Raw genomic sequence first — 26,948 nt, 5'->3', positions numbered from 1 at the left:
TTACCGCTTTGGCGAGAGGCTGTGATGGCTTACCACCAAGAGAGGTACGGCAAACTTGTTGAAGACTGCGATGGCGCGATGCGCGTGCACTACCAAGCTAAAAGAGGGATATCGCTGAATCCAGGAGCGGAGGCAAGCAAAGCAGTATCTTCGGCCGAAGTGGGGCTGATCGTGTGCCAGGATTATGATTTGTATCAGAAATGGTTGATGCAGTGGGGACTCAGGGAAAATGAGCTTGCTTTAATGCGGCTAAATGCGGTCGAAGAACGAGCCTCTGATCTCAGTGAGGTGGTGAAGACTCATGAAATACGGTTCTGAGGTCACTTTTGCGTTCTCTTTAGCGCTTCTCTTTGTATCAGTTCTAGCGTCGTGCCAGCGAACGTCGGAAGACGGGATTGCGCGCTCTAAAATAACTGAACCCGCTACCGACGAAATGCGGATGCGGGTGCTGCGTAAGATCGCCACCGCCAACGGCATAGTTCGTGCTTCAGCCCTCCGAATAGCTGTTGATCCTGATCGCCGCGAGGCCGGCCGGCTCATTTTTTCGTCTAATTTGATGAGCGTAAACGGGTCTATCAGCTGTAGTTCCTGTCACCTGGAAAAATTTGGATCGGCGGACGGCCTGCCAAACGCGATTGGAGTAGGAGGCAAGGGTGAGGGTGTCGCTCGAATGAATTCTGGCGGGAGCATCCTGCCTCGCAACACACTCCCCTTTTGGGGGAGGGGAGGAAAGGGGTTCAACACATTTTTCTGGGACGGCAAAGTTGCCAGCCAAAATGGGCAAGTTATAAGCCAGTTTGGCAAATATGCACCGTCAAGCGATCCCCTCCTCGTTGCTATTCATTTACCGTCAGTAGAATTGCGAGAGATGGTAGCCGACACTTCGCAAATCAGGTCAACATTTGTATCGGAAGACGTTTCTGCTGCTGATAGTATCCAGTCAGCATTGGCGACCCGCTTTGCAGAAGATTCAAAAATTGGACCGAAATTAGCTAATGCGTATAAAACTACCCGCGGCGAAATTACCTTTGCGGAAGTCGCGGATGCACTTGCCTCATTTATACGGGACGAGTTTCGTATCCAACCGACCCGTCTGGAAAACTTCGTCTTCAAAGATGGTGCAATCAGCAAAGCTGAGTTGGCAGGGGGCATTGTCTTTTATGGCCGAGGCAAATGCTCGAGCTGTCACAATGGCCCTTATTTTTCCGACCTCAAATTTCATGCGGTTGCCATGCCCCAGGCCGGCTTCGGTAAAAATGGCTTCGGAATCGATGAAGGTCGCTACAACGTAACTCAGGACCCAGCAGATCGGTTTCTTTTTCGTACGCCCCCGCTCCACAATGTGACTAAAACCTCACCGTATTCTCATTCGGGCTCGCTGCCCCGATTGGAGGATGCCATCATTGCGCATTTCGATCCATTGAGGCTTGCCGAAACCAGGAAAATGTCAATCGGTGAGCGTGCTAATCTTTATGCGCGGCTTGGCCCAGCTTCCCGAGAAATACTACCGTCGGCTTTATCGGATACCGATGTGCGCGACTTGGTCGCATTTCTGTCTATGCTCGAATTCGATACAAGATCATCCGTCCAGTGAGACTGCATCCTCACCGCCAGTGTCGATCAGGCTTTCGTCTGATGGGAGACCTTCAGCACTCCTAGAAGCATCATTCTCGTCAACATCCGTTGAAGGAGCAGACTGTTCTTGGAGCCTACGGATAGCCGGAGGGAGCTCCGGCGATACTCGGATTCTCGAAGTGGCAGCTTCAATTGCTATCCGACGGGTCTCGAGGTCGTCAGAATCTAGATCTGATAGAATGCCCGCGCTATCCCATCGCGAGCGTACGGCCCACTTAGACATTTTTGGGCCAACTGATTTTCCGGCATTCTCGATAAGTCTATTTGCGAATAAGTCGAAAGCATAACAACGATCGAGTTCTGCCGGAGCGAATGAGCGATTTAGTGATTCATAACAGAGCTCACTATAATAGCTGGCACCGTCATCCCCCAAGGCACCATAGGCCCTCTCAGCGTGCCTGGCCGCCTTGATGATTTGGCTTTGTACGGGCGTGCTAAGGCCGGTTTCATCAGGTAAGCCAATATAGTCAGGTTCAGCATTCAAATCCGTAGAGTCTGAGTTCGTATTGCTATCCTCATCGGAAAGGCTGTTAATTACGATTAAGCCAAACAAGAGGAAGGCACCAAGTTTCCACCAGTTAAAAGGTCGATTAGGTGGCTGGTCGGTGGCGGACACAATTTCATCCTTGGCTGCGAAATTTCGGTGGGTATGGAGAGACTGATCAAACCGGATTAATTTGACCGGTTTGTCAATAGAGTGGGCCTTCAATCGCCATGCATGTCAACCTCGCCGGGCCCCGCCTTGGTGAATCGCGATTTCGCCCGGGTCGTCTTGATATGTGACGAACTACTTCGTGGTATTCTGCTCAAGCAGAATGAAAGTCTGTTTCTAGGCCGGTTGCGGACTGTACGCTTCTGAGCGGCCCATCGCGATAGCGATATCGCTACGCTTCGGGCTTTGGCTCGCCCGACTAACTGCTTCATCTCGCATGGAACAGCTATTGGCCTAAATTTACAAATGGGGCATGTTCCAAACCTACGCGTCAGAATGTGATCTGGGATGGAAGGGACTCGAAGGGGTGCGAGGATTTGAGAATATCCTATTGCCGTCTTTATTTTCAACTCGGTCGCTAATGGAGGTCAGAATGTCCAAGAAAGGTCAGCATGTAGTCCCGAACAAGGGAGGATGGAGCGTGAAGAAAGCGGGCGCATCCAAGGCCAGCAGTACGCACGCTACGCAGGCGGAGGCCATCAAAGCTGCAACCAAGGTAGCCCAGAATCAAAAGACCGAACTCTATATCCACGGTCGTGACGGACGGATTCGTGAGCGCAATTCGTACGGCAACGATCCGCATCCGCCGAAAGGCTAGGCGTGCCGATCCCTTTTGAACGATCAGTTTTCATCAACTGTCCATTTGACGAAGATTACGCGCCGATCCTCCAAGCTATAGCATTTTGCGTGATCCTCCTTGGGTATCACCCTCGGCTTGCCCCGGAAAATACCGACAATGCCGCCAATCGGCTGGACCGGATTATCGAACTTATCGAGGTATCAAAATACGGCATCCATGACCTGAGCCGATGCAAATCTTCCTCAGAGGGCGAATATGCTCGAATGAACATGCCGTTCGAGTTGGGGATCGATCACGGCTTTCGTCGCGCAGGCCATGGGCCGCCGGCGGATAAGGTCATCCTGATTCTTGAGACCACCCGGTACGATTACCAGAAGGCGCTGTCCGACATCGCCGGCTGGGATATTCAGGTGCACGGTGGAGATTTTCAGAAAGCGGTTCGGCGGGTGCGGGACTGGCTGGTGGATAAGGCAGGGGCCGATCCGATTGGAGCAGCTAGGATCCAAGGCAAGTACATCGCCTTTCAGGAATGGCATTATGAACGCGAGCTTTCAAACGGGGCTTCCGACGACGACATCAAGGAATATCCGACCAATTTGATTTTGGCGGCGATGCGCGAATGGATGGATGCGGGCCAACCGGTTTGAGAAGTTGAGGGCAATTCTCTGGGCGTCGGCCTAGGGGTTGAACGACGAGATGTCGGGCGGTTGGCGGAAATGCGGGAGTTTGGGCCTGAAGCAGACTTCCCGCTTTCGTCAGAAAATGCGGCGAAGTGGATTTTCGGTTCTCAAGCCGGCAGCGTAATGTGATCAGAGTAAACCGGTGACCGTCCCATCAGCTTATGAGATCCTGTCCTAGCTGCGGGGCTACAATGCGGCAATTAGAGGCGAAAGCTGTGTCGGAGCGCGCGTGGCATGTCAGCAATCCCCGCATTTAACTCGGGGATTGCTCAATTGTCTAATTTCTTTACGCAATTGCTTCGAGTTGAATATCGGCTACTGTTGAAACCAAGGACATCCTTTCGGCCGAATGAGAACATGAAACCCAACTATGCAAGAAAGATCTACACGCTCGATGACGACGATCTCGAACGGCTGATCGATGATTGGGTCGGGCACAAACAATCGAAGTATCATAGTAGCGAGATATTCGCCGGTGCGGGAGACATGGGCAGGGATGTTGTCGGCTACCAAACGGCCTCAAGGCTGGAAGGAGATTGGGACAACTTCCAGTGCAAGCAGCTGAAGCGCTCTCTCACAAGGCCGGGCATGCTTCGCGAACTTGCCAAGATCTTTTACCACAGTGGTCAAGGTCACTTTAGTCTTCCTGCAAATTACACGTTCGTTGCTCCTCGAGGTATTACGCGTCCAGCGAATGATCTGCTTACCCACCCCACGGAGCTTGCCGCAGCCCTTAAGGAAGATTGGGATACAGTGTGTAGCAACCACATCTCTGACGGCGTAGTTGTCAAGTTGGACCCTGCCTTGGAGTTCACGATTGACAGCTTTGATTTCACGCATGTTGATAGCCTGGACGCCAATAGATTGGCGAGTGACGCATCCATGAAGCCCGTATTGGTGGATTGGTTTGGAGCGGATCCAGGTGCTCCACCACCGGGTTCGACCCCTGAGAAAATTCAACCCGAGGAGGCGCAATACCTGGAGCAATTGGTTGCAGCGTATGGTCAAAGGCGTGGAATGCCTTACGCGGATGCAACAGCTGCACTGGAATGCAGCGCATATGGTCGGCGCTTGAAGGATCAGCGCACACGGTTTTTTGAGGCCGCTCGCTTCCAGCGATACTATCGAGATAACACTCCTGAGGACGTTCTTCGGTCCTTCGAAGATGACGTTTATCACTCAGTGATCGAAACCTTCAACGCAGCGCATGCGGATGCTTTGGCAAAGGTGGATGCGGTGATGGAGCGAGCCGCTTTGGTCTCAGTTACCGGTGTCTTGAACAAATATGCTCGCGTTCCGGTTCGGCAGGGGACTTGCCACCATTTCGCAAATGACGGGGTGTTGTCATGGAAGTGACAAAGGCAGGCCTGAACAGCCCCTTTAACTCTACCGTTGAAACCGGCTTGCGCGCCCTGATTGTGCTGGAGGCATTACATCCTCGAAAGTGCAGTTTGGATGAGCTAACCTGGTTCGACTACCTGGTGGTTCATACCAGCGATATGGAGGGTCCAGAGAGCCTCCATCCGGATTTCGAAGCTAGTGTTGGAGAAATGCTAGTTCGTCGGCGCCTGGTTGAACAGAGCATTGCGCTGCTGAGAAAACTACACCTTGTTGTCGCGGACTATCATGATGGATTGAACTATCTGCCTGGTGATGAAGCACCTGCAATAATCGACCTACTGACTTCACCATACAATCAAAATTTGAAGGCGAGGGCGGATTGGGTGTCGAAAACCTTTCGAAATTTCAACCACGCTGAGGTAGAAGAAATCTTCGCCGATCGCATCGGGAGATGGACGGCCGAATTCCGTACAAATGAACATGCCACGAGTGCTTCCCTGTGACTGATAAGCGAATAATCATACGGTTTATCGGACTTACAGGACCATCGCTTGAGTCGGTGCGCGTGGACTTTGACGACGGTGTAAACGTCATTTTTGGTGCATCAAACACTGGCAAGTCTTTCACCGCAAAGTTGTTGAACTTCATGTTCGGAGGGCAAAGTCCGTTGCCCGAAATTGAGGAACGGCGAGGATATGACGCAGTCTTGATGGGCCTGACGCTGCCGCAGCGGGGCGATTGCACTCTATATCGAGCCGCCTCCGGTGGTGCGTTTCAGCTTTTCGATGGCCTTCACTCCGCAAAGCCGTCCGACGATCTGGGAGTGAGAATTCAGCCAACTTATGATGTTCGAAATTCGTCGAACATCTCGACTCTTCTGCTGGAGGAGATTGGTCTGGACGGCAAGAAAGTCGTGAGGAACGAAGATGGGGCGCATCTGAGTTTCACCATCCGAGTTCTCGCGCCTTACCTCTTCGCTGACGAAGAGGCGATCATTGCTGAGTTAAGTCCATTCCTCACAGGCGACAGAAACCTAGCAACCGCAGAGAAGAACGGGTTGCGTTTGATGCTGACTGGGCAGGACGATAGAGCCGTTGTCCCAGTGCAGCCGCAGAAGGTTCGGAAGGCGCAGCAAGAAGGAAAGTATGATCTCGTCGAGGAGATGATCGCCGAGATCGATGAAAGTCTGGGCGAGATTCCTTCAAATAGAGAAAATTTGGATGATCAGCTTGGCAAGCTTGAGACTCGGTTAAGCGAGTTTCAAACCCAAATCCGTCAACGGCAAGAAAATCTGGACAAGATGACGAGCGCGAGGCGAGAAACCAGCGGCGCAATCCTCCAGTCGCGTGATCAAGGTAAAGAAGTCGGCCTGACCATTGAGAGATTTCTTCAGCTGGACCGCGTCTATCTGTCCGACCTTGACCGATTGGAGGCGGTTGATGAGGGGGGAAGCATTCTCCTCGCGCGAGTTGGGCGTCCGTGTCCGCTCTGTGGGTCTGAGATCGACGCCGACTCGCATTCCCATGGTCAAGATGAAATTGAGCTAGCCAGAACAGCGGCCCTTGCTGAACAGAAAAAGATTCGGAACGAACGGGGACAGCTCTTGGAGACTATGGCCGAGTTGAAGGAAGAGCAGTCGTTCCTCGACCGAGAGATCGAACATCTGAGACAGAAATTTTTGGCAATTGAGCACGAGATCGTTGCTCAATTGCCGAAAGAAGCGAGGATTCGCGAAGAGTATGAAGAACTCACATGCGTAAGGGACGACGTTGTCGAGAAGCTGAGATTGTATAAGCAAAGGGATAGGCTGGCCGTGAGGCTATCCGAATTCTCTGAGAAAGTTCCGCGCGGTCGTGGCGATGACAAGTTGAGGACCGGCATAGATGGGCCGACTGGGCACGCGTTTGCCCAGAAGGTCCAAGAGGTCCTAGAGGCATGGAATTTCCCGAATTCTCCGATCGTTTCCTTCGATTCCGAGCGGCAGGATATCCAAATCAATGGGAAGGCTCGGTCGGCGAACGGAAAAGGTGTTAGAGCTATTCTGCACACAGCATCAAAACTTGCCTTGCTCCTCTTCTGCCAAGAAAAGGGGCTCCCTCATCCAGGACTGCTTGTTCTCGACACACCTTTGCTCACTTATCGCGAGCCAATGCATAATCCCAAATATGGCGAACTTGATGACGATGAGAAGCTGCTGAAAGCAACGACGCTACAAGAGAGCTTCTATAGACATCTGATATCCCTAAATGGGAAAGCACAGATCATCATTTTGGAGAACGCAGATCCGCCAGAAGCCGAAGCTGCAAATATGAATCGTGTCGTGTTTACAGGGGAAGAAGGTAGAGGGCGTTTTGGCTTCTTTCCTATGCAATCTAACCTTTTGAATTGAAGCTCACTTTGTCAGTTAATTAAATCTCGACCACCGTTCGCCTGACAAACTGGGATAACCCGCCAGTAGCCGGGCCAGTGGCCCTGTCTTAGGATTGTAAGCTCACCAAAGGGCAGCTTTCGGGAGAAAGTCGCACACGCACGAACAACCGAAATCGGGGCGCGTAGCTGACCACCACCGAACGGGGTGTAAGGGGGAATTTGATGACAGGGACGCGATATGAATGGTGGAAGGACCTAGCTGGACGCAGCAGCACCATAGCCGGGCTGCCGGTGCCGGCCGACGAGGACTATTGGGACCACGCGACAAACCAAGCAGTCAATGCCGTCGCTTACAACCTGAGTGGGTGCGAGGACCACAACACCTCGATCGCGCGATGGGCCGACATGATGGCCAACAGAGGGGTTCCTTTGCGGCAGATAGAGAAGCTGCTGGTCGACCTTACAAGCCGCAACACATACGGCGCCTTCTCGGAAATCGCCGCCTACGGTCTGCTCCTTGATTCCGATATCTCATACAGGATGCAGGTCCCTATGCGTGGAACGGCAATCCTAAATCCAAACGGCTCCGACCTCGACGGCGTGTTGGAGATCAGCACCCCAGTCTACTTCGACGTGAAGTCGTTCGGCCTGCACGAGTATCTAGCCGAGGAGCTCCGCAGGAAGCTGACTCCCATCTTCACATCCAACTTCGTGTCGATCGGCGGCAGCGTCGACGTCGGCGTTAACGTCCTGTCGGATCTACTAGGCAAAGATTTTAAGGCGCTCGTAGCTGAGCTGACGAGTAAGCAGAAGGCGACCCGCAATGCCCTCGAAATCAGACTAGATCATAAGCGCCGCGTTCAGTTCGTCACCAATACTGCCAACCCGTACGAGTTTGCGAAGAACCATGCTCACTACGCGTTCAAATTTGCCAAGCAATTTGTCCGCCGCAAGCCGTTCATCCTAGTATTTGTGATCCATCCGTGGCTGGGCGGGTTCCGGCTCTCAAACAACTTTTGCAACGACACTGAGCACTTCATGCGAAGCTTCGCGCGCCGCACTTTCATGCAGTTTCGGTCGGACCGCTCCAAGCTACTTGGAGTCACGCGGGCGGCTGCATCGAAGCTGCTGTCCGGAGTTATGTTCGTCGATGCCTGGCAGAAGCCCTCAGATAAGTCGCGGAACCACGCGCTCTATCTCAACCCATACGCCAAGCACCCTATGCCCAAGCTCTGCCGCGATCGCCTCGTCTGCAGCATCAGAGACATGAGATACGACGACTTCGAGCATGACGCATATTAATGGCCCCTTGCGGCGCAAGGTGCCGGGCAATGCCGAGATGCCAAGAGCCATGTTGATAAGGCGGCGATTTCGGCGCGCGCGACTCAACCGGCGAACCGCTGATGTAGCGGGGGCACACCTTCCGCAGGCGTCAGCATGGACGAGCAGCAGCTCTCAGGACAAGTTCGCGCGTACTTGAACGACCGATATTGGGCGCTTTGCGGTCATTCGATCAGCGCTTGAGCCGCGCTGATCAACCTGGAAATCCTTTCAACCGCGCAGGCCAGATCATCAAGCTGCTTGCGAGTTTCCTCTGAAGATCTGCGACCCATCGTAAGTGCGACCGGACTAGCATCTTCCAAGAGGATTCCGGCACGGGTGCATAATTGAGCGATCAAGTCGGAAGTGTCCGGGTCCATGGCGTCACGAAGCCGCCGGCTGGCACAGAAGTCCACAGGCAGCTTTTCGCTCCCACATTCCATTCGACTTCGCCGCGAAGCTGAGCATTGGTGTCGTCACTGAGCTGCGGCCCTTGATCATATCGCCGCCCCGACGCCATAAGTGGATCGGGGCCTTGGGTGGTGGGAGCGACGCGGTGTCACTCCGATCAAGGAGAGCACCCATGACCACGAACACCGATGCTTCGAAAGCACCGGCCAAAAAGCCAACTCGCGATACCAAGATCGGTAAGGTCGTCGCTCTGCTCAAGCGGAAAGATGGCGCTACGCTGGCTCAACTCATCAAGGCGACCGGCTGGCAGAAGCATACGGTGCGGGCATCGCTGACTGGCCTGAAGAAGAAGGGCCATGCGATCGAGCGATCAGCAATTGGCGGTACCAGCCGCTATGCGATTTGTGATGCGGCTAGCCAATGAGCAGGCTCGACGACGATTTGGCCGCGGTGCCCGGCATGTCTGCAGCTCAGCTGCGCGGACGATGGGAGCAGCTGGGGGAGGGGATGGCATCAAGAGTGCCGCCCTCGCTCCTTCGTTCCTTGCTCGCGCAGCGATTGCAGGAGCGCAGACACGGTGCCTTGCCTGCGCTCGTCGCACGCGAGCTTCAGCGTATAGCGAGTGGGAGCACAGATGCCGTGCCCCATCGACCCAGCAAGAACCTAACACCGGGCACACGGCTAGTGCGCGAGTGGAACGGCAAGACGGTTAGCGTCGATGTGCTGGACGATGGTTTTGCCCATGACAATCGCACCTGGCGATCGCTGAGCGAGATAGCTCGTCATGTCACCGGTGCGCACTGGTCGGGGCCTCGCTTTTTCGGGGTGACAGCCAATGGCCGATAAGGTCTTGCGCTGCGCGATCTACACCCGCAAATCGACCGAGGATGGGCTCGAGCAGGAGTTTAATTCTCTCGATGCCCAGTATGAGGCCTGTGCCGCCTATGCGTTGAGCCAGCAACACGAAGGCTGGGTGGTGCTCGGTGCCCGCTATGATGACGGTGGGTTCTCGGGCGGCAACATGGAGCGACCCGGCCTCAAGCAGCTGCTTGTCGATATCAAGGCAGGCCAGATCGATATCGTGCTACTCTACAAGATCGATCGGCTCACACGCAGCCTCGCCGACTTTTCTAAGATCGTCGAGGTGATGGACAATGCGGGCGCCAGCTTCGTCAGCATCACCCAGAGCTTTAACACGACCACCAGCATGGGCCGGCTAACGCTCAATATGTTGCTGAGCTTTGCGCAGTTCGAACGCGAAGTCACCGGCGAACGGATCAGAGACAAGATCGCGGCCTCAAAGAAGAAAGGCATGTGGATGGGCGGGCCCTTGCCTCTAGGATACGAGGTTCAGGATCGTAAGCTGGTCGTGAATGAACCCGGAGCCGAGCAAGTTCGCCATATCATGCGCCGATACATTGCGCTTGGCACCGTACCGCTCCTTGTCAAGGAATTGAACAAGCAGGGGTATCGCACCAAGGTTCAGCGCCGCGCGAGCGGACCGCACAAAGGTGGATGCGTCTTCCGTCGCGGCACGCTTTATCACCTTCTCTCAAACCGAATCTATCGCGGTATGATCGTCCACAAGGACAATGTTTATGATGGTGAACATGAGGCAATCATAGACGAGAAGCTTTGGAATGCGGTGCAGGAGCGCCTTGCCAGCAACGCCTGCGGGTCCTCACGGCGCCGCATGCGTCAGCATCCAAGTCTGTTGATCGGCAAGGTCTTCGACGGAGCAGGGAGGGCAATGACCCCGAGTCATGCGCAGCGAGGAAGCAAACGCTATCGCTACTATGTGACAAGGCCGGAAGAGGTCGATGGATCCGCGGCATGGCGTGTTAGCGCGCATGATCTCGAGCAACTGGTCTGCGACCAGTGTGCGAGGCGGATGAGCGACAAACGGTTCGTCCTCGAACTGTTAAAGGGCGGTGACTTTGAAGTTGCTGATTTCGAGCGAGTCCGGGGAAATGCCAACCTGCTGGTGGAGCAGCTGTTAAACGGCAAGTTCAACGACCGAGCCTCGCTTCTGGAGCAAATTGTACAACGTGTAGATCTCCACGAGGATCGCGTGGAGGTTGCGATGTGCGGAACGGCGATTGGTCGCCAACTTGAGTTAGCGTTGGTCGCCGAGACGCAATTGTCGATCACAGTCCCCGCCATCCGCGTCAGACGTGGTCATCAGCTTAGGCTGATCATTCCCGGGAAAGAATCTTCGAGAATCGCGCCGGCACAAAGGGATGACAAGCTCATCGCTCTGGTCGCCGAGGCTCTTGAAGCCAGGAGGCTAGTGGAAACGAACCCCGATAAGTCGCTCGCGAGCCTTGCCAGCGATAACGGCAGGTGCCGCACGAGGCTAGGCAATCTGGCCAAGCTATCCTGCCTCGCGCCCGACATCGTTAAGGCAATTGTTGAAGGCCGACAGCCAACAGGTCTGACTGCCAAATCTTTATCGAAGGTGACCTTGCCGCTGGCGTGGGAAGGGCAGCGAATGCAGCTCGGCTTCAAATAGCGCCATTAACGGATTGCAGTCAAAATTTCGGCGCCTGAGACAGGCGCCTTTTTTCATGCCAGTTTTTTCTCAGCGGCTCGCGTCTCTGACTGCAAATTAATGATCGTGCCGCAAGCCTCCCGCAGAACTGCGCCGTTTCCGGCTGAAGCTCTGCGCTCATTCGTAATGAGCATGGAGACAAGGACTGTTTGGTGCAGTTGAGAAGACTCCACATTTGTTGGTGCATCGGCAACAACGCATAATTTGGGCGTAAATTGTCGCGGTTTTTCCGTGGCTTACGGATCCCATAATTCGCCGCCGAGCAAAATTGGATTAGTTCGCACGCGACTGCGTGCAGGAGTTGAGGAGACAACGACAATTGAAGGTCCCGTCAGCAGGAACGAAGATCGGCAGGTAATTTTGAATCAATAATCCGAATATTATCGAATTGATCGTGTCGCCAAGAGGGCGGTTTCGAGCTAACCTCTCCATATGAATGAAATCGATTCAGCAGCCGAACTTTTCACTGTTGCCGCCGACGGCAAAAACATTCTGATATTTTCGGATGGCACTGGCCAATATGGTGGTGTTCGTCCCGATCAACGTCTTTCGAACATCTATAAGATGTATCGAGCAATGCGCCCGGGGTTCTCCAGCCAAATCGATCCTGCTCAGCAGGTCGCGTTCTATGATCCAGGATTGGGGTCAGGCGATGGCGGGGGTCGGATGAAGAACATCCTGTCGGCCGCGTTCGGAACTGGGATCTCTGAGAACATCATCGACTGCTATGAAGCTATCCTGCGCCACTACGAGCCTGGTGACCGAGTGTATCTCTTCGGCTTCAGTCGGGGCGCCTACACAGCTCGTTGCGTTGCCAATGTCCTCAACCTCTGCGGTGTCCCGTCGCATGACGGCAGCGGCGATCCTCTGCCTCCCTCGGGCCTGAAGTTGCGCAAGGTCGCAGAGGAGGCAGTGTATAAAGTTTACGAGCATGGCTCTGGGCGCGAGCGCGATAAATTTGAGCTTGAGCGTGAAGAGCTGGCCCGCAGGTTTCGCGCAAAATATGATTGTTCGGGCCGCGGTCTAGACGGCGAGGAGCAAGGCAATGTCGCTCCCACGTTCATTGGTGTTTTCGATACGGTCGCAGCTCTTGGTGGTGTCGTCGTTAGACGCATCCTTACGGCGCTGGCATTGTGCGCTGTTGGACTCGCCGTTTGGAGTTGGGTTGGAGACTGGAGCGCCGTTGGGAAGGTTATTGCGAACGTCCCGGCAGCCCTCTTGGTCGTGATGGCGCTATGGGCGACCAAGAAGCAGTTTAAGTTCATTCGGAATGCGCCTGGCACTGGAAAGTTCAGTTGGCACTTCGCTGCCTGGAATCTGAAAAATTACGATCGGTTTCTCGATAGCAACGTTGGGTATGCCCGACATGCACTCTCGATCGACGAGAACCGGGAGAAGTTTCCTTATGTGGGATGGGGAAGCGGTAAGGACGTCGAACGTGTCGACCGAGGAGATCTTGCCTGGCTTAAGCCGATTTGGTTCGCCGGAAACCACTCCGATATCGGCGGCAGCTATCCTGAGAACGAGTCCCGACTATCTGACATAGCTCTCGACTGGATGATGGGTGAGCTGGGGTCGATTCCAGAGGCCCCTAAGGTGAATAAATCACTGATCAGGACATATCCTGATCCAGCTGGCCTCCATCACGACGAAGTGAAGAGCAGCCGCGACGCGTGGTTACCGCGTTGGGTTCCGTTCAGGTTTGGCTGGAAAGCTGCCTGCAGGAAAATCCATCCTGAGGCGCCGCTGCATCCAAGCGTGCTCGCGCGCTTCGAGCAGAAGACCGTGCCTCAGTATGATAGGCGCGCGGCCTATCGACCTGAAGGGCTTCGCCATCACGATGATGTGAAGCAGCACTTCTGATCCTGAAATCACGACCAGCCTGCAAATCGTGATTGCAGTCAGAATTCTTAGCCTTGAGACTGATCAGGCAAAGATCGAAAATCTCGGCCCATCAGAGACTGCGCCAGACTGCAAACCAAAAATTGGCGTCGGCGAATGGCCCGGAACCCCGCCGGTTTCAGGCGAAGATTCCAGATAAAACCAATTAAAACAGTATGTTAGGACTGTTTGGTGCGGTCGAGAAGACTCGAACTTCCACGGCCTTTCGGCCACAACGACCTCAACGTTGCGCGTCTACCAGTTCCGCCACGACCGCACATTTCGAACAAAAACCGCGGCAGCGCGCCGCGGCATCCGGTAGGCGAGCGCGCTTAGCAAAGCGTTTTGGCAGGCGCAAGCGCGTCGCGTATGCCGGATGTCGATTGTCGCCAGAGTGGCGGTTTTACGTGGTCCGCGGGCGCGGTGATCAGCCGCCGTCGAGCGCCCAGCTGACCGTCAGCTTGGTCGCCGCGCGCGGAATGTCGAGCTTGGCTTCGTTGAAATTGACTCGTTCGCCAGGCGGCACCACCGCGATCGGCGGGCGGATCGTCCAGCTATAGACAATCCGGCCCTGCGCATCGCGAAGTTCGGCGAGCATCGGCGGCACCTTCTGCTCGCGGTCGGTCGGATTGACGATCGTCCCGCTCGCCGCGAAATAGATCGTGTTGTCGGCCAGCGTGCGATGATCCTGGTTTTCGGCGAGCTCGATCAGCAGGTCGGGCTCGGCGGTCGCGGGCGTGACGCCAAGCGCCTCGACCCAGCCGGGCAGGCCCCAGACATAGACCGCACCAGCAACCCCTGACAGCGTCAGTGCGAACGCGATCGCGGCGAGCGTCCACAGCCTGGCGGGATTGCGCCGCGCGCGAAACGGCGGCCCGGCGGGCGGCGGTTCGGCAAAGCGATCGCGCGGGATCGAGACCGACGCGCTAGGTGGCGGTGGCGGAGGCGGCTCGGGGATCGTCGCCGACGCGGCGGCGACGCTCTCGGGCATCGGCTGGGACGCTGGCGCGGGAGCCGATGCGCTATCGGCGGGTGCCTGGAACCAGCTGTGCTTGCACGACGCGCAGCGGACCGAGCGGCCTTGTGGACCGATCGCGCTGTCGGGAACGACATAGCGGGTATGGCAGGAGGGACAGGAAAGGATCATCGCGAACGCCGGTTTAGTCGCCTGTCACGCGGTGGCAAGCGTCGCCTTGCCTTTTCGTGCGCCAAGCGGCTGGGCGATGCGGCTTTATTTCCTACGCGGGCTGGGGCAAAGCCTGCGGAGCGGGGGCGAATTGCGACCCCCACGGATACGGGGACGACGTGGCCAGACCGCATGACAGCGACGCTTCGCAGGCTGGCATGGTCCGGTTCGAGAATGTCGGACTGCGCTATGGCACCGGCAGCGAGACGCTGTCCGACCTGTCGTTCACGCTCCAGCCCGGCGGTTTCTACATGCTGACCGGCGCTTCGGGTGCGGGCAAGACGTCATTGCTCAAGCTGCTCTACCTTGCGATGCGGCCGTCGCGCGGGCTGATCCGCCTGTTCGGCGAGGACGTCGTGACGATGAAGCGCGACCGGCTGCCCGGGTTTCGCCGCCGCATCGGCGTCGTCTTCCAGGATTTTCGCCTCGTCCCGCATCTTTCGGTGTTCGACAATATCGCGCTGCCGCTGCGCGTCGCGGGTGTTGCCGAAGAGGATTTCGAGACCGCGGTGACCGAAATGCTCGCCTGGGTCGGGCTTGCCGATCGCGCCAGCGCACGCCCCGCGACGCTGTCGGGCGGCGAGCAACAGCGTGTCGCGATCGCGCGCGCGGTGATCGGCCGGCCAGAAATGCTCGTCGCCGACGAACCGACCGGCAACGTCGACCCTGAAATGGCGGCGCGGCTGATGCATCTGTTCAAGGCGCTCAACAAGCTCGGCACGACGATCGTCATCGCGACGCATGACGCCCATTTGCTCAGCAGCCTGCCGGGCATCCAGCTGATGCGGCTCGATCGCGGGCGCATCGCCGATCCGGTCGGGATGCTCAAATACCCGCCCGGCAAAACGACCTCCAAGCCCGCCGAGCGGAGGCCCTAGGCGATGGCGCGGCAGATATTGCGCCAGCTGGTCCCCGCGCGCGCCCCGGCGCACGAACGCGCGCTGCTGCCCGAGGGGCGGCTGTCGGGTCCGATGCCGTGGGTCATCGCGATCATGCTGTTCCTGACCTTGCTGTCGGCGGCGACGGGGCTCGCGCTGTTCCGCGCGGCGGGTGACGTCGGGCATGATCTTGCCGGGCGCGTGACGATCCAGATCGCCGACCCCAATCCGGCGACGCGCGCGCAAAAGGTTCGCGACATTCGCGCTGCGCTCGACGGCCAGCTTTATGTCGAACGCGTCACGACGGTCGACGAGGCCGAGCTCAAGACGATGCTGCGCGACTGGCTGGGCGATGCCGGCATGGCCGCCGACCTGCCGATCCCCGCGCTGATCGATGTCGATCTCGTCGCCGACGATCCCGGCGGCCTCGACCGGCTGCGTGCGGCGGTGACGCGAATCGCGCCCGATGCCGGGGTCGAACCGCACGCCGCCTGGCTCGGCGCGGTGTCGCGCCTGATCCGCTCGCTCGCCTGGCTCGCCGCGGCATTGATCGCGATGATGATTGTCGCGACCGTGGCGACGGTGACGCTGGCGACGCGCGGCGCGCTCAACACGCATTATGCGACGATCGAGATCCTCCACCTGATCGGTTCGACCGACCGGCAGATCGCGCGCCTGTTCCAGCGCCGCATCGCGATGGATGCGACCTTTGGTTGCACCGTCGGCTTCCTCGCCGCGTTCATCGTCATCATGACCGTCGGCTGGCAGTTCCGCGACGTCGCCGCAGGATTGCTGTCGGGCGGCAGCGCGTCGCGCGGCTTCGTCTGGGACTATGTCGCGCTGCTCGCGCTGCCTATTGCCGGCGTTGCCATCGCGACCTGGACCGCGCGGCTGACGATCACCCGCGCGCTCCATCGCATTCTGTGACGTTAGGCGATAAGGCTGCCCCATGATTCGTAGAGCCATCTCCCTCGTCGTCATCGTCTGGCTGCTCGGCTTCGCCGCGTTCGCGGTCACGCTGCCGCGCCCGCTCGGCCCGATGAAGACCGACGCGATCATCGTCCCGACCGGCGGACCAGGGCGCATTGAGACGGGTCTTGAACGGCTTGAGGCGGGCGATGCGCGCCGCATGTTGATCACCGGGGTCAATCGTGACGTCAAGCCGTCGGAGCTGGCGGCCGAGTATAACCGGCCCGTCGCGGTGTTCGACTGCTGCGTCTCGCTCGGCTTCGATGCCAGCGACACGCGCTCGAACGCGCTCGAAGTGTCGCGCTGGCTGGTCCGGCGCAAATACAAGTCGATCCGCCTCGTCACCGCCGACTGGCACATGCGCCGCGCGCGCTACGAGCTCGAGCGCGTCCTGCCCGCCGACGTCAGGATCTACGACGACGGGGTGCGCAGCACGCCGAGCCTCGCGACCTTGTGGAAAGAATACAACAAATACGTCCTGCGCCGCCTCGGCGCGGTGCTCGGCCTGTGAGCACGGTGATCGCCGTGCTGCGATCGACACTGTTCGCGATCGCCTTTTACGGTGGCTCGGTGTTCATCGTCCTCGCCGCGTTCTTCGCCTTTCCGATCGTCGCGTCGACCATCGGGCCGATCACGCGCGTTTGGGCGCGCTGGCACCATTGGTGCTGCCGCTGGCTGCTCGGGCAGCGTCTGGTGATCGAGGGCGCGCTGCCCAATGCGCCGGTGCTCTATGTCTTCAAGCATGAATCGATGTTCGAAACGATCGAACTGCCGCGCCTCTTCACCCGCCCCGCGGTGATGACCAAGCGCGAGCTGCTCGACCTGCCCTTCTGGGGCCGGGTGGCGCGCGACTACGGGCTGATCCCGGTCGAGCGCGATGCCGGCGCCAAGGCGCTGCGCGCGATGCTCGTCGCGGCCAAGGCGGCGATCGCGCAGGGCCGCCCGATCTGCCTGTTCGCCGAAGGAACGCGCGTGCCGCACGGCCAATCGCCGCCGCTGCGCGCGGGCTTTGCCGGATTGTACAAGATGCTCGGCGTGCCCGTCGTGCCCGTCGCGCTCGACAGCGGGCGATTGAGCCCGCGCGGATCGTTCATCAAGCGCCCCGGCATCATCACCTTCCGCGTCGCCGAAGCGATCCCGCCCGGCCTCCCGCGCGACGCCGTCGAAGCACAGGTCCATAAAGCGATGAACGCGCTCAACACCTGAATCCCTCTCCCCTTAAGGGGAGAGGCAGCGAGACTTGTGAGCGAAGCGAACTAGTCGCAGCGGAGAGGGGCTGCCCCGGACGCGCCCCTCTCCACTACGCTAACGCCGCAAGCGGCTAAGCTTCGCTGCCTCCCCCCTCGAAGGGGAGAGGGCGATCACCGTTCCTTGGTCGCGCTGAACGTCACGTCGGGATTGCGCTCGGCCTGATAGCCCACATCCCACGCCGATTTCGCGAGGAATACCGGGTCGCCGTCGCGGTCCTTGGCGAGGCTGCCCTTGTTGATCGCCATGAACGCCTCGACCTTGGCCGCATCGCCCGCCAGCCAGCGCGCGGTGTCGTACGGCGCCTGCTCCAAATAGGCATCGACCTTGTACTCGGCCTCGAGCCGGCTGATCAGCACTTCGAGTTGCAGCTGGCCGACAACACCGATCACCCATTGCGCGCCGATCTCGGGATAGAAGACCTGGATCACGCCTTCCTCCGACAGGTCGTCGAGCGCTTTGCGCAACTGCTTGGTCTTGGTCGGATCGCGCAGCACGACGCGGCGCAGGATTTCGGGCGCGAAATTGGGCAGGCCGGTAAAGCGGACGACGTTCTTTTCCGACAGCGTATCGCCGACGCGCAGCGTCCCGTGATTGGGGATGCCGATGATGTCGCCGGGGCGTGCCTCGTCGGCGATCTCGCGGTCCTGCGCGAAGAACAGGATCGGCGAATGGATCGCGATCGGCTTGCCCAGCCCCGACGGGGTCAGCTTCATGCCGCGCTTGAACGTCCCCGACACCATTCGCATGAAGGCGACGCGGTCGCGGTGCTGCGGGTCCATGTTCGCCTGGATCTTGAACACGAAGCCGGTCACCTCGTCGCCCTCGGCGGAGATCTCGCCATCGTCGCTCGGCTGCGGGCGCGGCGGCGGCGCGTAATGCGCGATCCCGCCGAGCACCTCCTCGACGCCGAACTGCTTCAGTGCCGAGCCAAAGAAGATCGGCGTTAGATGGCCCGCGCGATATGCCTCGATGTCGAACGCCGGATAGGCCGCCTGCGCCAGCCCCGCCTCTTCGCGCAGCCGCTCGAGCGCGCGCGGGGACAGGCGGTCGGCGAGCGTTGGGTCGTCGAGGCCGCTGTGCTGAGACGTATCGCCTTCGAATTCCTTGCTCGGTCCGGTCGGCTTGTGCAGCTGGTTGGTGACGAGGTCGTAAACCCCCTCGAACTCGCCGCCCATGCCTGCGGGCCAGCTCATCGGGCAGACGTCGAGCGCGAGCATGTCGGCGACTTCGTCCATCAGCTCGAACGCATCGCGCCCTTCGCGATCGACCTTGTTGACGAAGGTGATGATCGGCACGTCGCGCAGGCGGCAGACTTCGAACAATTTGCGCGTCTGCGCCTCGATCCCCTTGGCCGCGTCGATCACCATGATCGCCGAATCGACCGCGGTCAGCGTGCGATAGGTGTCTTCACTGAAATCCTCATGCCCCGGCGTGTCGAGCAGGTTGAAGGTCAGGTCGCCTTCGCCTTCGTAGCTGCGATGGAATGTCATCACGCTCGACGTTACCGAAATGCCACGCTGCTGCTCGATCTTCATCCAGTCCGAACGCGCGCGGCGCGCCTGTCCGCGTGCCTTGACCTCACCGGCAAGATGGATCGCGCCGCCCTTCAAGAGCAGCTTCTCGGTCAGCGTCGTCTTGCCCGCATCGGGATGCGAAATGATGGCAAAGGTGCGGCGGTCGGTGGTGGTCTGGTTCATTTGTCATTCCCGCGAAGGCGGGAATCCAGATCCGAGCCTTCGCCATATGTCCACGATTGAACTGGATCCCCGCCTTCGCGGGGATGACAGTGTTGGTCTATCCGCGCAATTCCGCGCCCTGTTTCCCCGCAGCCGCAACCACCTTGTCCGAAATCGCCTTGATCTCGTCGTCGGTGAAGCTCTTGTCGCCGGGTTGCAGCGTGACCTCGACCGCCAGGCTGACCTTGTCGTCGGGGACGCCGTCGCCGGCAAAGCGGTCGAACAGGCGGGCATCGACGATATGGACCTTGTCGGCGCCGCGCACCGCGCGGACGAGGTCCGATGCCGCCACATTGTCATCGACCAGGAAGGCGAAGTCGCGCCGCACGACTTGCAGCGCGGGCGGGGCGTAGGCTGCGCGCATCGGCGTGCTCGCGCGGCCCTGCGGGATCGCGTCGAGGAATATCTGCGCGGCGACAACACCGCCCGTCAGGCCGAACGCCTTGACCAATCGTGGATGCAGGCTGCCGAACTCGGCGAGCACGGTCTTGGGTCCCAAACGCAGCGTCGCCGACTGGCCGGGATGCCAGATCGCGCTGCCGCCTTCGCCGTCGACCGGCATCACCTGCAAATTGGCGACGGGCGCGCCGACCGCCGCGAGGATCGCCTCGACCGCGGCCTTGGCGTCATAGGGCGATGGTGCGCCCGCCTTGCCCGCCTGCCAGTCGCGCGGGCCCCGCTCGCCCGCGAGAAGCAGGCCGAGCGTCAGCCGCTCGTCGCTCGCATTGTCCTTGCCGACGAAATAGCGCCGTCCGACTTCGAACGATCGCACGCTGTCGGCACCGCGCGCGCCGTTGCGCTGCGCGGCGGCGAGCAGCCCGGGCAGCAACGAGGGCCGCATCACCTTCATCTCTTCGGAGATCGGGTTCGCCAATATCCAGTCACCGCCACCGAAGGGCGCGGCCTCGGCCTCGGAAATAAAGCTCCAGTTGACTGCCTCGTCGAGGCCAAAGGCTGCCGCCGCGCGGCGCGCCTTGCGCTCGAGCAACTGCATCTTGGTCGCGGTCGGCTTTGCCACGCCGGGCATCCGTGGCAGCGGCGTCGACGGCACTGCATCGAGCCCGACGATCCGTACGACCTCTTCGACGAGGTCGGCCGACCCGCTGACGTCACGCCGCCATGACGGCACCGATACGGTCAGGATATCCGTGCCTTCGGCCGCAAATCCCAGCGAGCGCAAGATATCCGCCTGGCGCGCCGCAGGGACGTCGATGCCTGCCAGCGACAGCGTGTGCGCGGGATCGAAGGCGATCGTGCGGGTCGCGTTCGGCGGCGATCCGGCACGCGTCGCCTCGCTCGCGCTGCCGCCGCAGATCGCCATGACGAGCTGCGTCGCGATCGTCAGGCCATCGTCGAGGAACGCCGGATCGACGCCGCGCTCGAAGCGCTGGCGCGCGTCGCTCGTCAAGCCGAGCGCCTGGCCGGTCACCGCGATGCTCTCGGGCGTGAAATAGGCGCATTCGATGACGACGTCGGTGGTGCTCTCCGACACGCCCGAATCCTCGCCGCCCATGATCCCGCCAATGTCGTGGACATGGGATGCGTCCGCGATCACCGTCATGCGCGCGTCGAGCGTGTAGCTCTTGCCGTTGAGCGCGAGCACCTCTTCGCCCGGCTTCGCCTTGCGCGCGACGAGCCCGCCCGACAATTTGGCCGCGTCATAGACGTGCAGGGGTCGGCCGAGGTCGATCATGATGAAATTGGTGATGTCGACGAGCGCACTGATCGGTTTCTGGCCGATCGCGACGAGGCGGCGGCGCATCCATTCGGGGGCTTCTTTATTGGTCACGCCTGAAACGCTGCGCGCATAGAATGCGGGGCAGCCTTCGGGATCGTCGGTGCGGACATCGGGACCGGGGCCGCTACCGTCGATCGGCGCGATCTCGCCCGCCGCCCCATCGGCCGGCGCGCGCAGCCCGGCGGGGGCGTAGGCTTCGGCGAGCGATTTCAGCTTGCCCGCACCTGCTGCAGCGAGGTCGCGCGCGATGCCGCGTACGCCCATGCAGTCCTGTCGGTTGGGCGTGATCGACACGTCGAACACCGGATCGTTGAGACCCGCATAATCGGGAAACGCCGTGCCGACCGGCGCGTCGGCGGGCAGTTCGATGATGCCGTCATGCTCTTCGCCGAGTTCGAGCTCGCGCGTCGAACACATCATGCCGAAGCTTTCGACATCGCGGATCTTGGCGGGCTTGAGCGTGAAGCCGGCGCCCGGGACATAGGTCCCCGGCGGCGCGAACACGCCCTTCATCCCGGCGCGCGCATTGGGCGCGCCGCACACGACTTGCCAGCGTTTGCCCCCGTTTATGTCGGGACCCGCATCGACGCTAAGCAATTGTAATTTATCGGCATTCGGATGCGGCCCCGCCTCGACGACTTCGGCAACGCGAAAATCGGCCAGCTTTTCGCCAGCATTTTCAACGCCTTCGACCTCGAGCCCGATCGCGGTCAAACGTGCCGCAATGCCCGCTGCATCCAGATCGGTATCCAGATGCTCTCCCAACCAGCCATAAGTGAACTTCATGCCGAAATGCCTCCGCTCAGCGTCGGAACATCGAGCGCGGAAAAACCGTAATGTTTGAGCCAGCGCAAATCGCCGTCGAAAAAGGCGCGCAAATCATCGATCCCGTATTTGAGCATGGCGAGGCGATCGATCCCGCAACCGAAGGCGAAGCCCTGCCATTCCTGCGGGTCGAGCCCGGCCGCCGCGATAACCTTGGGGTGGACCATGCCGCTGCCGAGCAGCTCCATCCAGCCGCCGTCTTTCCCGTCATCGGGCGACCCGCCAAGCACGCGCCGCCCCTTTTCGAGCCGGTACCAGACATCGACCTCGGCCGACGGTTCGGTGAAGGGGAAATAGCTCGGGCGCAGCCGCAGGTGGATGTCGTCGGTTTCAAAGAACGCTTTCAGGAACGTCTCGAGCGTCCATTTGAGGTGCCCCATATGGATGCCGCGATCGATCACCAGCCCCTCGACCTGGTGGAACATTGGCGTGTGCGTCGCGTCGCTGTCGCTGCGATAGGTCCGTCCCGGCGCGATGATCCGCACCGGCGCGCCGTCCGCCACCATAGTGCGGATCTGCACCGGCGATGTGTGCGTGCGCAGCAGCATCTTGTGCCCGCCCGCATCCGCGCGGTCGAAATAGAAGGTGTCGTGCATCGCGCGCGCGGGGTGCGTCTCGGGAATGTTGAGCGCGGTGAAATTGTGCCAGTCGTCCTCGATCTCGGGACCCGTCGCGACCGCGAAGCCGAGGTCGGCGAAGATCTCAGCGAGCTCGTCCATGACCTGGCTGACCGGATGGATCGACCCTTCAAGACGCGGCGGCGCGGGCAGCGACATGTCGAGCCGTTCGCCGGCCAGCTGCGCATCGAGCGCGGCGTTTTCGAGCTCTGCCTTGCGCGACGCGAGTGCGGCCGAGACCGCCTCGCGCAGCTCGTGGATCGCGCGGCCTTCGCTCTGCCGCTGTTCGGGCGTCATTGCGCCGAGCGTCTTGAGCAGGGCCGAGATGCTGCCTTGCTTGCCGAGATAGTCGATCCGCGCCGCTTCGAGCGCGGCGAGATCGTCGCTCGCGGCGATCCGCGCGAGCGCCAATTCTTGCACCTGTTCGATATCCACGAAATCGTCCTCGCTCGACGCCGGTCATTCGGCCATTTATTGGCGGCTGCCTAATCGAATCAGGCACGCTTGCCAAAGGCAAAGATCGCGACGCACCGCCGATGCACCAATCCTCAGGCGGACCGACTAGGCGCTACGGGGGCGTGCAACCCCTGCATCGCGGCGCCCGCATGCGCCATTCTCGCGCGCGCCGCGGCTTCGAGTATCGGGTGAGGCAAGGCGGCATATTCGCGTGCGCCCATCCCCATGAAGCGCGCAAAATCGCGCACGAATTGGGGCTGGTCGCAATAACGGTGATCTATCGTGTGCGTCCATTGCATCTGCGGATTGAGCATGAAGCGAGCCAGCGATCGCAGGAAACGCTGGCGGCGCAGCAGCAGCTTTGGGGCAAAACCGAAAGCACGGGTGCTGATCCGTTCGAGCGTGCGCGGCGACACGCCGATGCGCGCCCCCCATTCGGCGACGCTGGCGACACTGTCGTCGACGAGCGCCGCATGGGCCCGCCATACGAGGGGGTCCTCGCGAGGTGCATCAGCAAGCAAGGCGAGCAGCTGCCCTTCGATTCGCGTAAGGGTGACCTCCTCGGAGTCGGTGTCATCGCCGATCGCTTCGGCTATCCGTGCCAGCGGGCGCAGCGCTGTCACCTCGACAAGGTTGATCAGTCGATCGGCGTAGGCATCGGCGGGGGTGGCGACGAAACGCTGCCAGCCGGTCGGCAATAGACCCACGCCCCATGCGCGCATTGTCCCGCAGGCGAAATAGGTCGCGCGGCTGCTCGGTCCGGCCATGATTGCGCGCGGCATCGTGCGACGCGGCTCGCCCCCGATCGCCGCAATCGCCGGATCGCCCGTAACGAACCGGACGTTCGCCCATTCGGGGTGGAGCAGGTCGGCGACCGGATCGGCAATCGGTGCGATAGTGGTCAGGCGATAGATGGTCGTCAGATAAGGACGCAGCACTTCGCATGGCGTAAAAAAACGCAGACTCACCGCCGCCGGGTTGTCGTTGGGCTTCACCATCACGGAATGGATCCCCTTCCGATTCTGCCCGCTGTCGGCAGGCCATGTCGCAAATCGCCAATTCGCTTTCGTTTTGGTGCGCCAACAACGCCTTCGGGTCAAATCAAGGGGAGTAGATCATGACGTCACGCAGCATCACAATCACCGCAAGCATCGTCTTGCTGGCGAGCGCGGTCTCGTCGCCGGCTTTCGCCAAGGACGTACCGGTCGAACTGGCGCGCTGCAGCGAATCGCTCGGCACGATCGCGGTGGTCGAGGGCGATACGCAAGGCTGGTCGAAATATGGTCTCGGCAGTCCGCGTGAGCTGATTGCGGCGCTAGCCGCCGAATCGCGCTGTTTCACGATGCACCGCGCCGATGATACGACGCCGGCGACGTTCCTGGTGAACGTCATCGCGGGCGACGCCGAAGAAGTCGATCAGGGTCTGTCGGTGGCCAAGGGTCTTGCGACCGAAGGTTTGGTAAGGTCGGGCGCGGCGGGACAGTTGTTGAGTAAGGTACCGATGGGGGGCGCGCTGCTCGGTGCCTTTGGCGGGCTTGGCGGCAAGAAGAAGACGGTCGCTGCGGGCATCCGCGTGATCGCGCCAGGAACCGGCATCACGGTCGCGTCGGGATCGGGCACGGTCAAGAAATCGACGCTCAACTTCGGCGGCACTGCGGGCGCATGGCAACAGGGTGCGGCAGCAGCAGGCTATGCGGGTAGCAAGGACGGGAAGATGCTGACCGAGGCGTTCATTATAGCGTTCAACGGCATCGCCGCGCAGCAGGCGAATATCCGCGCCGCCGCGGTACCGGTTGCCGCGGCAGCAGCGGCTCCGGCCGCCAGCGCGACGATCACGGTCGCGACCGACACCGCCTTGCTCGCCGAACCGCGCGCTGATGCGCCAGCGGTGCGTAGCCTTCGCGCGGGAACAGAACTTAAGATGACCGGCCAGCGTCAGGGACTGTTCGCCGAGGCAGTCGACAATTACGGCACGCGTGGATGGGTCTCGGTAGAAAGCCTGCAATAGGCATGATTCGAACGAACACGTTCCGATGGCTCCAGCCGAGCGCGGAGAAAGCGATCGTGCCGGCCAGCCGGAAAGGCAAAAGGCACCGACCCAAGTTGGGCGGTGCCTTTTGTTCGTCCACTCGGCCGCGCAATCGCGCGAGGCGTAGGATCAATCCCTAAACATCAATCCTTGGGAAGTGCGTCCTGGGCCTGCTTGATGATGCCCTTGAACACGCCTGCTTCGTGCATCGCCATGTCGGCCAGGACCTTGCGGTCGAGTTCGACACCCGCGAGCTTCAGCCCGTGCATGAACTGGCCATAGGTCAGGCCTTCCATGCGGACGGCGGCGTTGATGCGCTGGATCCACAAGGCGCGGAAGCTGCGCTTCTTAACCTTGCGATCGCGATAGGCGTACTGGCCGGCCTTTTCGACCGCCTGACGCGCGATGCGAATCGTGTTCTTGCGACGGCCATAATAGCCCTTCGCCTGAACCAATAAGCGCTTGTGCTTGGCGCGCGTGGTGACGCCGCGTTTAACTCTTGCCATTTATCCGCTCCTTACTTCAGGCCGTACGGCGCCCACAGGCGCACGTGCGGAACATCATTTTCGCTCACCAGTGAGGTGCCGCGATTCTGGCGGATATACTTGGCATTGTGGCTCATGAGACGGTGACGCTTGCCAGCGACGCCGTGCTTCACCTTGCCGGTGGCGGTGAACTTGAAGCGTTTCTTCACACCGCTCTTGGTCTTCAGCTTGGGCATTTTCGGGTCTCCTTTGAAAGGTCCGGTTTCAGACGAACATGGCAGCCCTTTCGGCCAGCCCGCCTTTTCGGAAGGGGCGCGCATAGCTGCGGGCGTATAAAAACGCAAGCGCAGCATCGCGCGGGAGCGTTCCGCTCGTGCTATAAACGACGACCACGCAAAGGACATTACGCTCAAGGCCGTCTTTCCCGGTGACGGCCAGGACCAGCTCGCCGATCCATTCGGCTTTATCGCGTCGATCGGGGCGCCACACTAGCGTGATCAACCAGCATATATCATCTTCTTGGTCATGCCGCCGTCGATCGCGATCGCCTGTCCGGTCACGAAACCCGTCGCGTCGTCGGCGAGCCACAGGATGGCACTGGCAATATCGCGCGGTTCGCCGATTCGGCCGACCGGATGCTGCTCGCGATCGACCGCGCGGTGCTTCGGGTTCTTGCGATCGGCGGCTTTTTGCCACGGCCCTGTTTCGATCCAGCCGGGCAGGATCGCGTTGACCCGGACGTCGGGCCCCAGGCTGATCGCGAGCGCATGCGTCAGCGCAACGAGCCCGCCCTTGGCGGCGGCATAGGCCTCGCAATCGGGCTCGGACTGCAGCGCGCGGGTCGAGGCTATGTTGACGATATTGCCATGACGCGCGCGCAGCCCTGCCACGGCGGCGCGGGTGCAGAGGAAGGCGGCGGTCAGGCTGGCGTCGATCCACCCCTGCCAATCCTTGAGCGCCAGCGTCTCGATCGGCCCCGAGACGGGATCGGCGATGCCGGCATTGTTGACCAGCAGGTCGACCCCCTCATCCTCGCCCGCTGCCTCCTGCCAGGCCGCCACTTTGCCGAATGCGTCGCGGACTGCGGCTTCCTTGCCGACATCGCACGTCACGGTCAGCAAGGCCTCCCCGGGAGCCAGCGCGGCGAGCTCGGCCAGCGCTTGCGCATCCTTGTCGAGCGCTGCAACGCGCCAGCCGCGTTCGAGGAGATGGTGTACGGTGCCGCGCCCAATGCCCTGGGCGCCGCCGGTGATGATCGCGGTCTTGGTCATGGAGCTATAACGAAGACGGCGGGGGT

At 60.0% G+C, this 26,948-nt stretch carries 27 protein-coding genes and 1 tRNA gene; 17 read left to right on the top strand and 11 right to left on the bottom strand.

Annotation, left to right across the window (positions count from 1 at the left end; translation table 11 throughout):
* Nucleotides 1-24 precede the first annotated feature (24 nt).
* The gene (locus FSZ31_RS01000) at nt 25-318 is read left to right on the top strand and encodes a TIGR03982 family His-Xaa-Ser system protein (RefSeq protein ID WP_147121206.1); all 294 of its coding nucleotides are present in this window, start codon (nt 25-27) and stop codon (nt 316-318) included.
* Nucleotides 302-1,594: a His-Xaa-Ser system-associated MauG-like protein gene (locus FSZ31_RS00995; RefSeq protein ID WP_201739094.1), complete on the top strand. Its 1,293-nt coding sequence runs from the start codon at nt 302-304 to the stop codon at nt 1,592-1,594. The genes FSZ31_RS01000 and FSZ31_RS00995 overlap by 17 nt, the downstream gene beginning before the upstream one ends.
* Here FSZ31_RS00995 and FSZ31_RS00990 read toward each other — a convergent pair.
* A complete protein-coding gene (locus FSZ31_RS00990) occupies nt 1,580-2,251 on the bottom strand; it encodes a hypothetical protein (protein ID WP_147121205.1) in 672 nt (223 codons plus the stop codon). The two genes, FSZ31_RS00995 and FSZ31_RS00990, sit on opposite strands and share 15 nt — an antisense overlap.
* Before the next feature lie 469 nt (nt 2,252-2,720).
* On the opposite strand from FSZ31_RS00990, the gene FSZ31_RS00985 reads away from it, so the two are divergent.
* From FSZ31_RS00985 to FSZ31_RS00940, 10 genes are all read left to right on the top strand, one after another.
* Nucleotides 2,721-2,945: a DUF2188 domain-containing protein gene (locus FSZ31_RS00985; protein WP_147122464.1), complete on the top strand. Its 225-nt coding sequence runs from the start codon at nt 2,721-2,723 to the stop codon at nt 2,943-2,945.
* 2 nt (nt 2,946-2,947) lie between these two features.
* Nucleotides 2,948-3,574, top strand: a complete 627-nt coding sequence (locus FSZ31_RS12875) for a hypothetical protein (RefSeq protein ID WP_201739093.1) — start codon at nt 2,948-2,950, stop codon at nt 3,572-3,574.
* Between the two features lie 390 nt (nt 3,575-3,964).
* A complete protein-coding gene (locus tag FSZ31_RS00975; protein ID WP_147121204.1) occupies nt 3,965-4,963 on the top strand; it encodes an ABC-three component system protein in 999 nt (332 codons plus the stop codon).
* Nucleotides 4,954-5,451, top strand: a complete 498-nt coding sequence (locus FSZ31_RS00970; protein ID WP_201739092.1) for an ABC-three component system middle component 2 — start codon at nt 4,954-4,956, stop codon at nt 5,449-5,451. Before FSZ31_RS00975 ends, FSZ31_RS00970 begins: the two co-directional genes overlap by 10 nt.
* 62 nt (nt 5,452-5,513) lie before the next feature.
* Nucleotides 5,514-7,337, top strand: a complete 1,824-nt coding sequence (locus tag FSZ31_RS00965; RefSeq protein WP_147121203.1) for a coiled-coil domain-containing protein — start codon at nt 5,514-5,516, stop codon at nt 7,335-7,337.
* Nucleotides 7,338-7,540: 203 nt separating this feature from the next.
* Complete coding sequence (locus tag FSZ31_RS00960) at nt 7,541-8,620, top strand: hypothetical protein (protein ID WP_147121202.1); 1,080 nt, start codon at nt 7,541-7,543, stop codon at nt 8,618-8,620.
* Nucleotides 8,621-9,221: 601 nt separating this feature from the next.
* Nucleotides 9,222-9,473 (top strand): DUF3489 domain-containing protein, encoded by a 252-nt coding sequence (locus tag FSZ31_RS00955; protein ID WP_147121201.1) that lies wholly within the window; start codon nt 9,222-9,224, stop codon nt 9,471-9,473.
* Nucleotides 9,470-9,895 carry a DUF2924 domain-containing protein gene (locus FSZ31_RS00950; RefSeq protein WP_147121200.1) on the top strand — a complete coding sequence of 142 codons (426 nt, stop codon included), beginning with the start codon at nt 9,470-9,472 and terminating at the stop codon, nt 9,893-9,895. Before FSZ31_RS00955 ends, FSZ31_RS00950 begins: the two co-directional genes overlap by 4 nt.
* Nucleotides 9,885-11,561 (top strand): recombinase family protein, encoded by a 1,677-nt coding sequence (locus FSZ31_RS00945; protein WP_147121199.1) that lies wholly within the window; start codon nt 9,885-9,887, stop codon nt 11,559-11,561. Before FSZ31_RS00950 ends, FSZ31_RS00945 begins: the two co-directional genes overlap by 11 nt.
* Before the next feature lie 471 nt (nt 11,562-12,032).
* Nucleotides 12,033-13,463, top strand: coding sequence for a phospholipase effector Tle1 domain-containing protein (locus tag FSZ31_RS00940; protein ID WP_147121198.1), 1,431 nt, complete (start codon nt 12,033-12,035; stop codon nt 13,461-13,463).
* Between the two features lie 208 nt (nt 13,464-13,671).
* Here the strand turns inward: FSZ31_RS00940 and FSZ31_RS00935 are convergent.
* Nucleotides 13,672-13,758, bottom strand: a tRNA-Leu gene (locus FSZ31_RS00935).
* A 150-nt stretch (nt 13,759-13,908) separates the two neighbouring features.
* The gene (locus tag FSZ31_RS00930) at nt 13,909-14,628 is read right to left on the bottom strand and encodes a zinc-ribbon domain-containing protein (RefSeq protein ID WP_147121197.1); all 720 of its coding nucleotides are present in this window, start codon (nt 14,626-14,628) and stop codon (nt 13,909-13,911) included.
* Between the two features lie 197 nt (nt 14,629-14,825).
* Here FSZ31_RS00930 and ftsE point away from each other — a divergent pair, with 197 nt between their 5' ends.
* The 4 genes from ftsE to FSZ31_RS00910 are packed head-to-tail and all read left to right on the top strand — an operon-like array spanning nt 14,826 to nt 17,720.
* The gene (gene ftsE / locus FSZ31_RS00925) at nt 14,826-15,545 is read left to right on the top strand and encodes a cell division ATP-binding protein FtsE (RefSeq protein ID WP_147122459.1); all 720 of its coding nucleotides are present in this window, start codon (nt 14,826-14,828) and stop codon (nt 15,543-15,545) included.
* Between the two features lie 3 nt (nt 15,546-15,548).
* The gene (locus FSZ31_RS00920) at nt 15,549-16,472 is read left to right on the top strand and encodes a cell division protein FtsX (RefSeq protein WP_147121196.1); all 924 of its coding nucleotides are present in this window, start codon (nt 15,549-15,551) and stop codon (nt 16,470-16,472) included.
* 22 nt (nt 16,473-16,494) lie between these two features.
* Entirely contained in the window at nt 16,495-17,025 is a 531-nt protein-coding gene (locus FSZ31_RS00915; RefSeq protein ID WP_147121195.1) for a YdcF family protein, read from the top strand.
* A 5-nt stretch (nt 17,026-17,030) separates the two neighbouring features.
* Nucleotides 17,031-17,720: a lysophospholipid acyltransferase family protein gene (locus FSZ31_RS00910; RefSeq protein WP_147122458.1), complete on the top strand. Its 690-nt coding sequence runs from the start codon at nt 17,031-17,033 to the stop codon at nt 17,718-17,720.
* A gap of 155 nt (nt 17,721-17,875) precedes the next feature.
* Here the strand turns inward: FSZ31_RS00910 and FSZ31_RS00905 are convergent, their stop codons facing one another.
* From FSZ31_RS00905 to FSZ31_RS00890, 4 genes are all read right to left on the bottom strand, one after another.
* Nucleotides 17,876-19,462: a peptide chain release factor 3 gene (locus FSZ31_RS00905; protein WP_147121194.1), complete on the bottom strand. Its 1,587-nt coding sequence runs from the start codon at nt 19,460-19,462 to the stop codon at nt 17,876-17,878.
* 97 nt (nt 19,463-19,559) lie between these two features.
* Nucleotides 19,560-22,025 (bottom strand): phenylalanine--tRNA ligase subunit beta, encoded by a 2,466-nt coding sequence (pheT, locus tag FSZ31_RS00900; protein ID WP_147121193.1) that lies wholly within the window; start codon nt 22,023-22,025, stop codon nt 19,560-19,562.
* Nucleotides 22,022-23,110 carry a phenylalanine--tRNA ligase subunit alpha gene (pheS, locus tag FSZ31_RS00895; RefSeq protein WP_147122456.1) on the bottom strand — a complete coding sequence of 363 codons (1,089 nt, stop codon included), beginning with the start codon at nt 23,108-23,110 and terminating at the stop codon, nt 22,022-22,024. Before pheS ends, pheT begins: the two co-directional genes overlap by 4 nt.
* 119 nt (nt 23,111-23,229) lie before the next feature.
* A complete protein-coding gene (locus tag FSZ31_RS00890) occupies nt 23,230-24,075 on the bottom strand; it encodes a helix-turn-helix domain-containing protein (protein ID WP_236643605.1) in 846 nt (281 codons plus the stop codon).
* Between the two features lie 179 nt (nt 24,076-24,254).
* Here FSZ31_RS00890 and FSZ31_RS00885 point away from each other — a divergent pair, with 179 nt between their 5' ends.
* Nucleotides 24,255-25,145, top strand: coding sequence for an SH3 domain-containing protein (locus FSZ31_RS00885; protein ID WP_147121191.1), 891 nt, complete (start codon nt 24,255-24,257; stop codon nt 25,143-25,145).
* Nucleotides 25,146-25,309: 164 nt separating this feature from the next.
* Here FSZ31_RS00885 and rplT read toward each other — a convergent pair whose 3' ends face one another.
* From rplT to FSZ31_RS00865, 4 genes are read right to left on the bottom strand one after another with little or no spacing between them, the layout of a single operon-like run.
* Nucleotides 25,310-25,672 (bottom strand): 50S ribosomal protein L20, encoded by a 363-nt coding sequence (gene rplT / locus FSZ31_RS00880; RefSeq protein ID WP_147121190.1) that lies wholly within the window; start codon nt 25,670-25,672, stop codon nt 25,310-25,312.
* Nucleotides 25,673-25,683: 11 nt separating this feature from the next.
* The gene (gene rpmI / locus FSZ31_RS00875) at nt 25,684-25,887 is read right to left on the bottom strand and encodes a 50S ribosomal protein L35 (RefSeq protein ID WP_147121189.1); all 204 of its coding nucleotides are present in this window, start codon (nt 25,885-25,887) and stop codon (nt 25,684-25,686) included.
* Between the two features lie 28 nt (nt 25,888-25,915).
* Nucleotides 25,916-26,152, bottom strand: coding sequence for a hypothetical protein (locus tag FSZ31_RS00870; RefSeq protein ID WP_147121188.1), 237 nt, complete (start codon nt 26,150-26,152; stop codon nt 25,916-25,918).
* Entirely contained in the window at nt 26,149-26,922 is a 774-nt protein-coding gene (locus FSZ31_RS00865) for an SDR family oxidoreductase (RefSeq protein WP_147121187.1), read from the bottom strand. Before FSZ31_RS00865 ends, FSZ31_RS00870 begins: the two co-directional genes overlap by 4 nt.
* Nucleotides 26,923-26,948 lie beyond the last annotated feature (26 nt).

The organism is Flavisphingopyxis soli, assembly GCF_007995095.1.
GTDB lineage: Bacteria > Pseudomonadota > Alphaproteobacteria > Sphingomonadales > Sphingomonadaceae > Flavisphingopyxis > Flavisphingopyxis soli.
The sequence above is the reverse complement of the archived record's forward strand: the minus strand, read 5'-3'. Positions and strand labels throughout refer to the sequence as shown.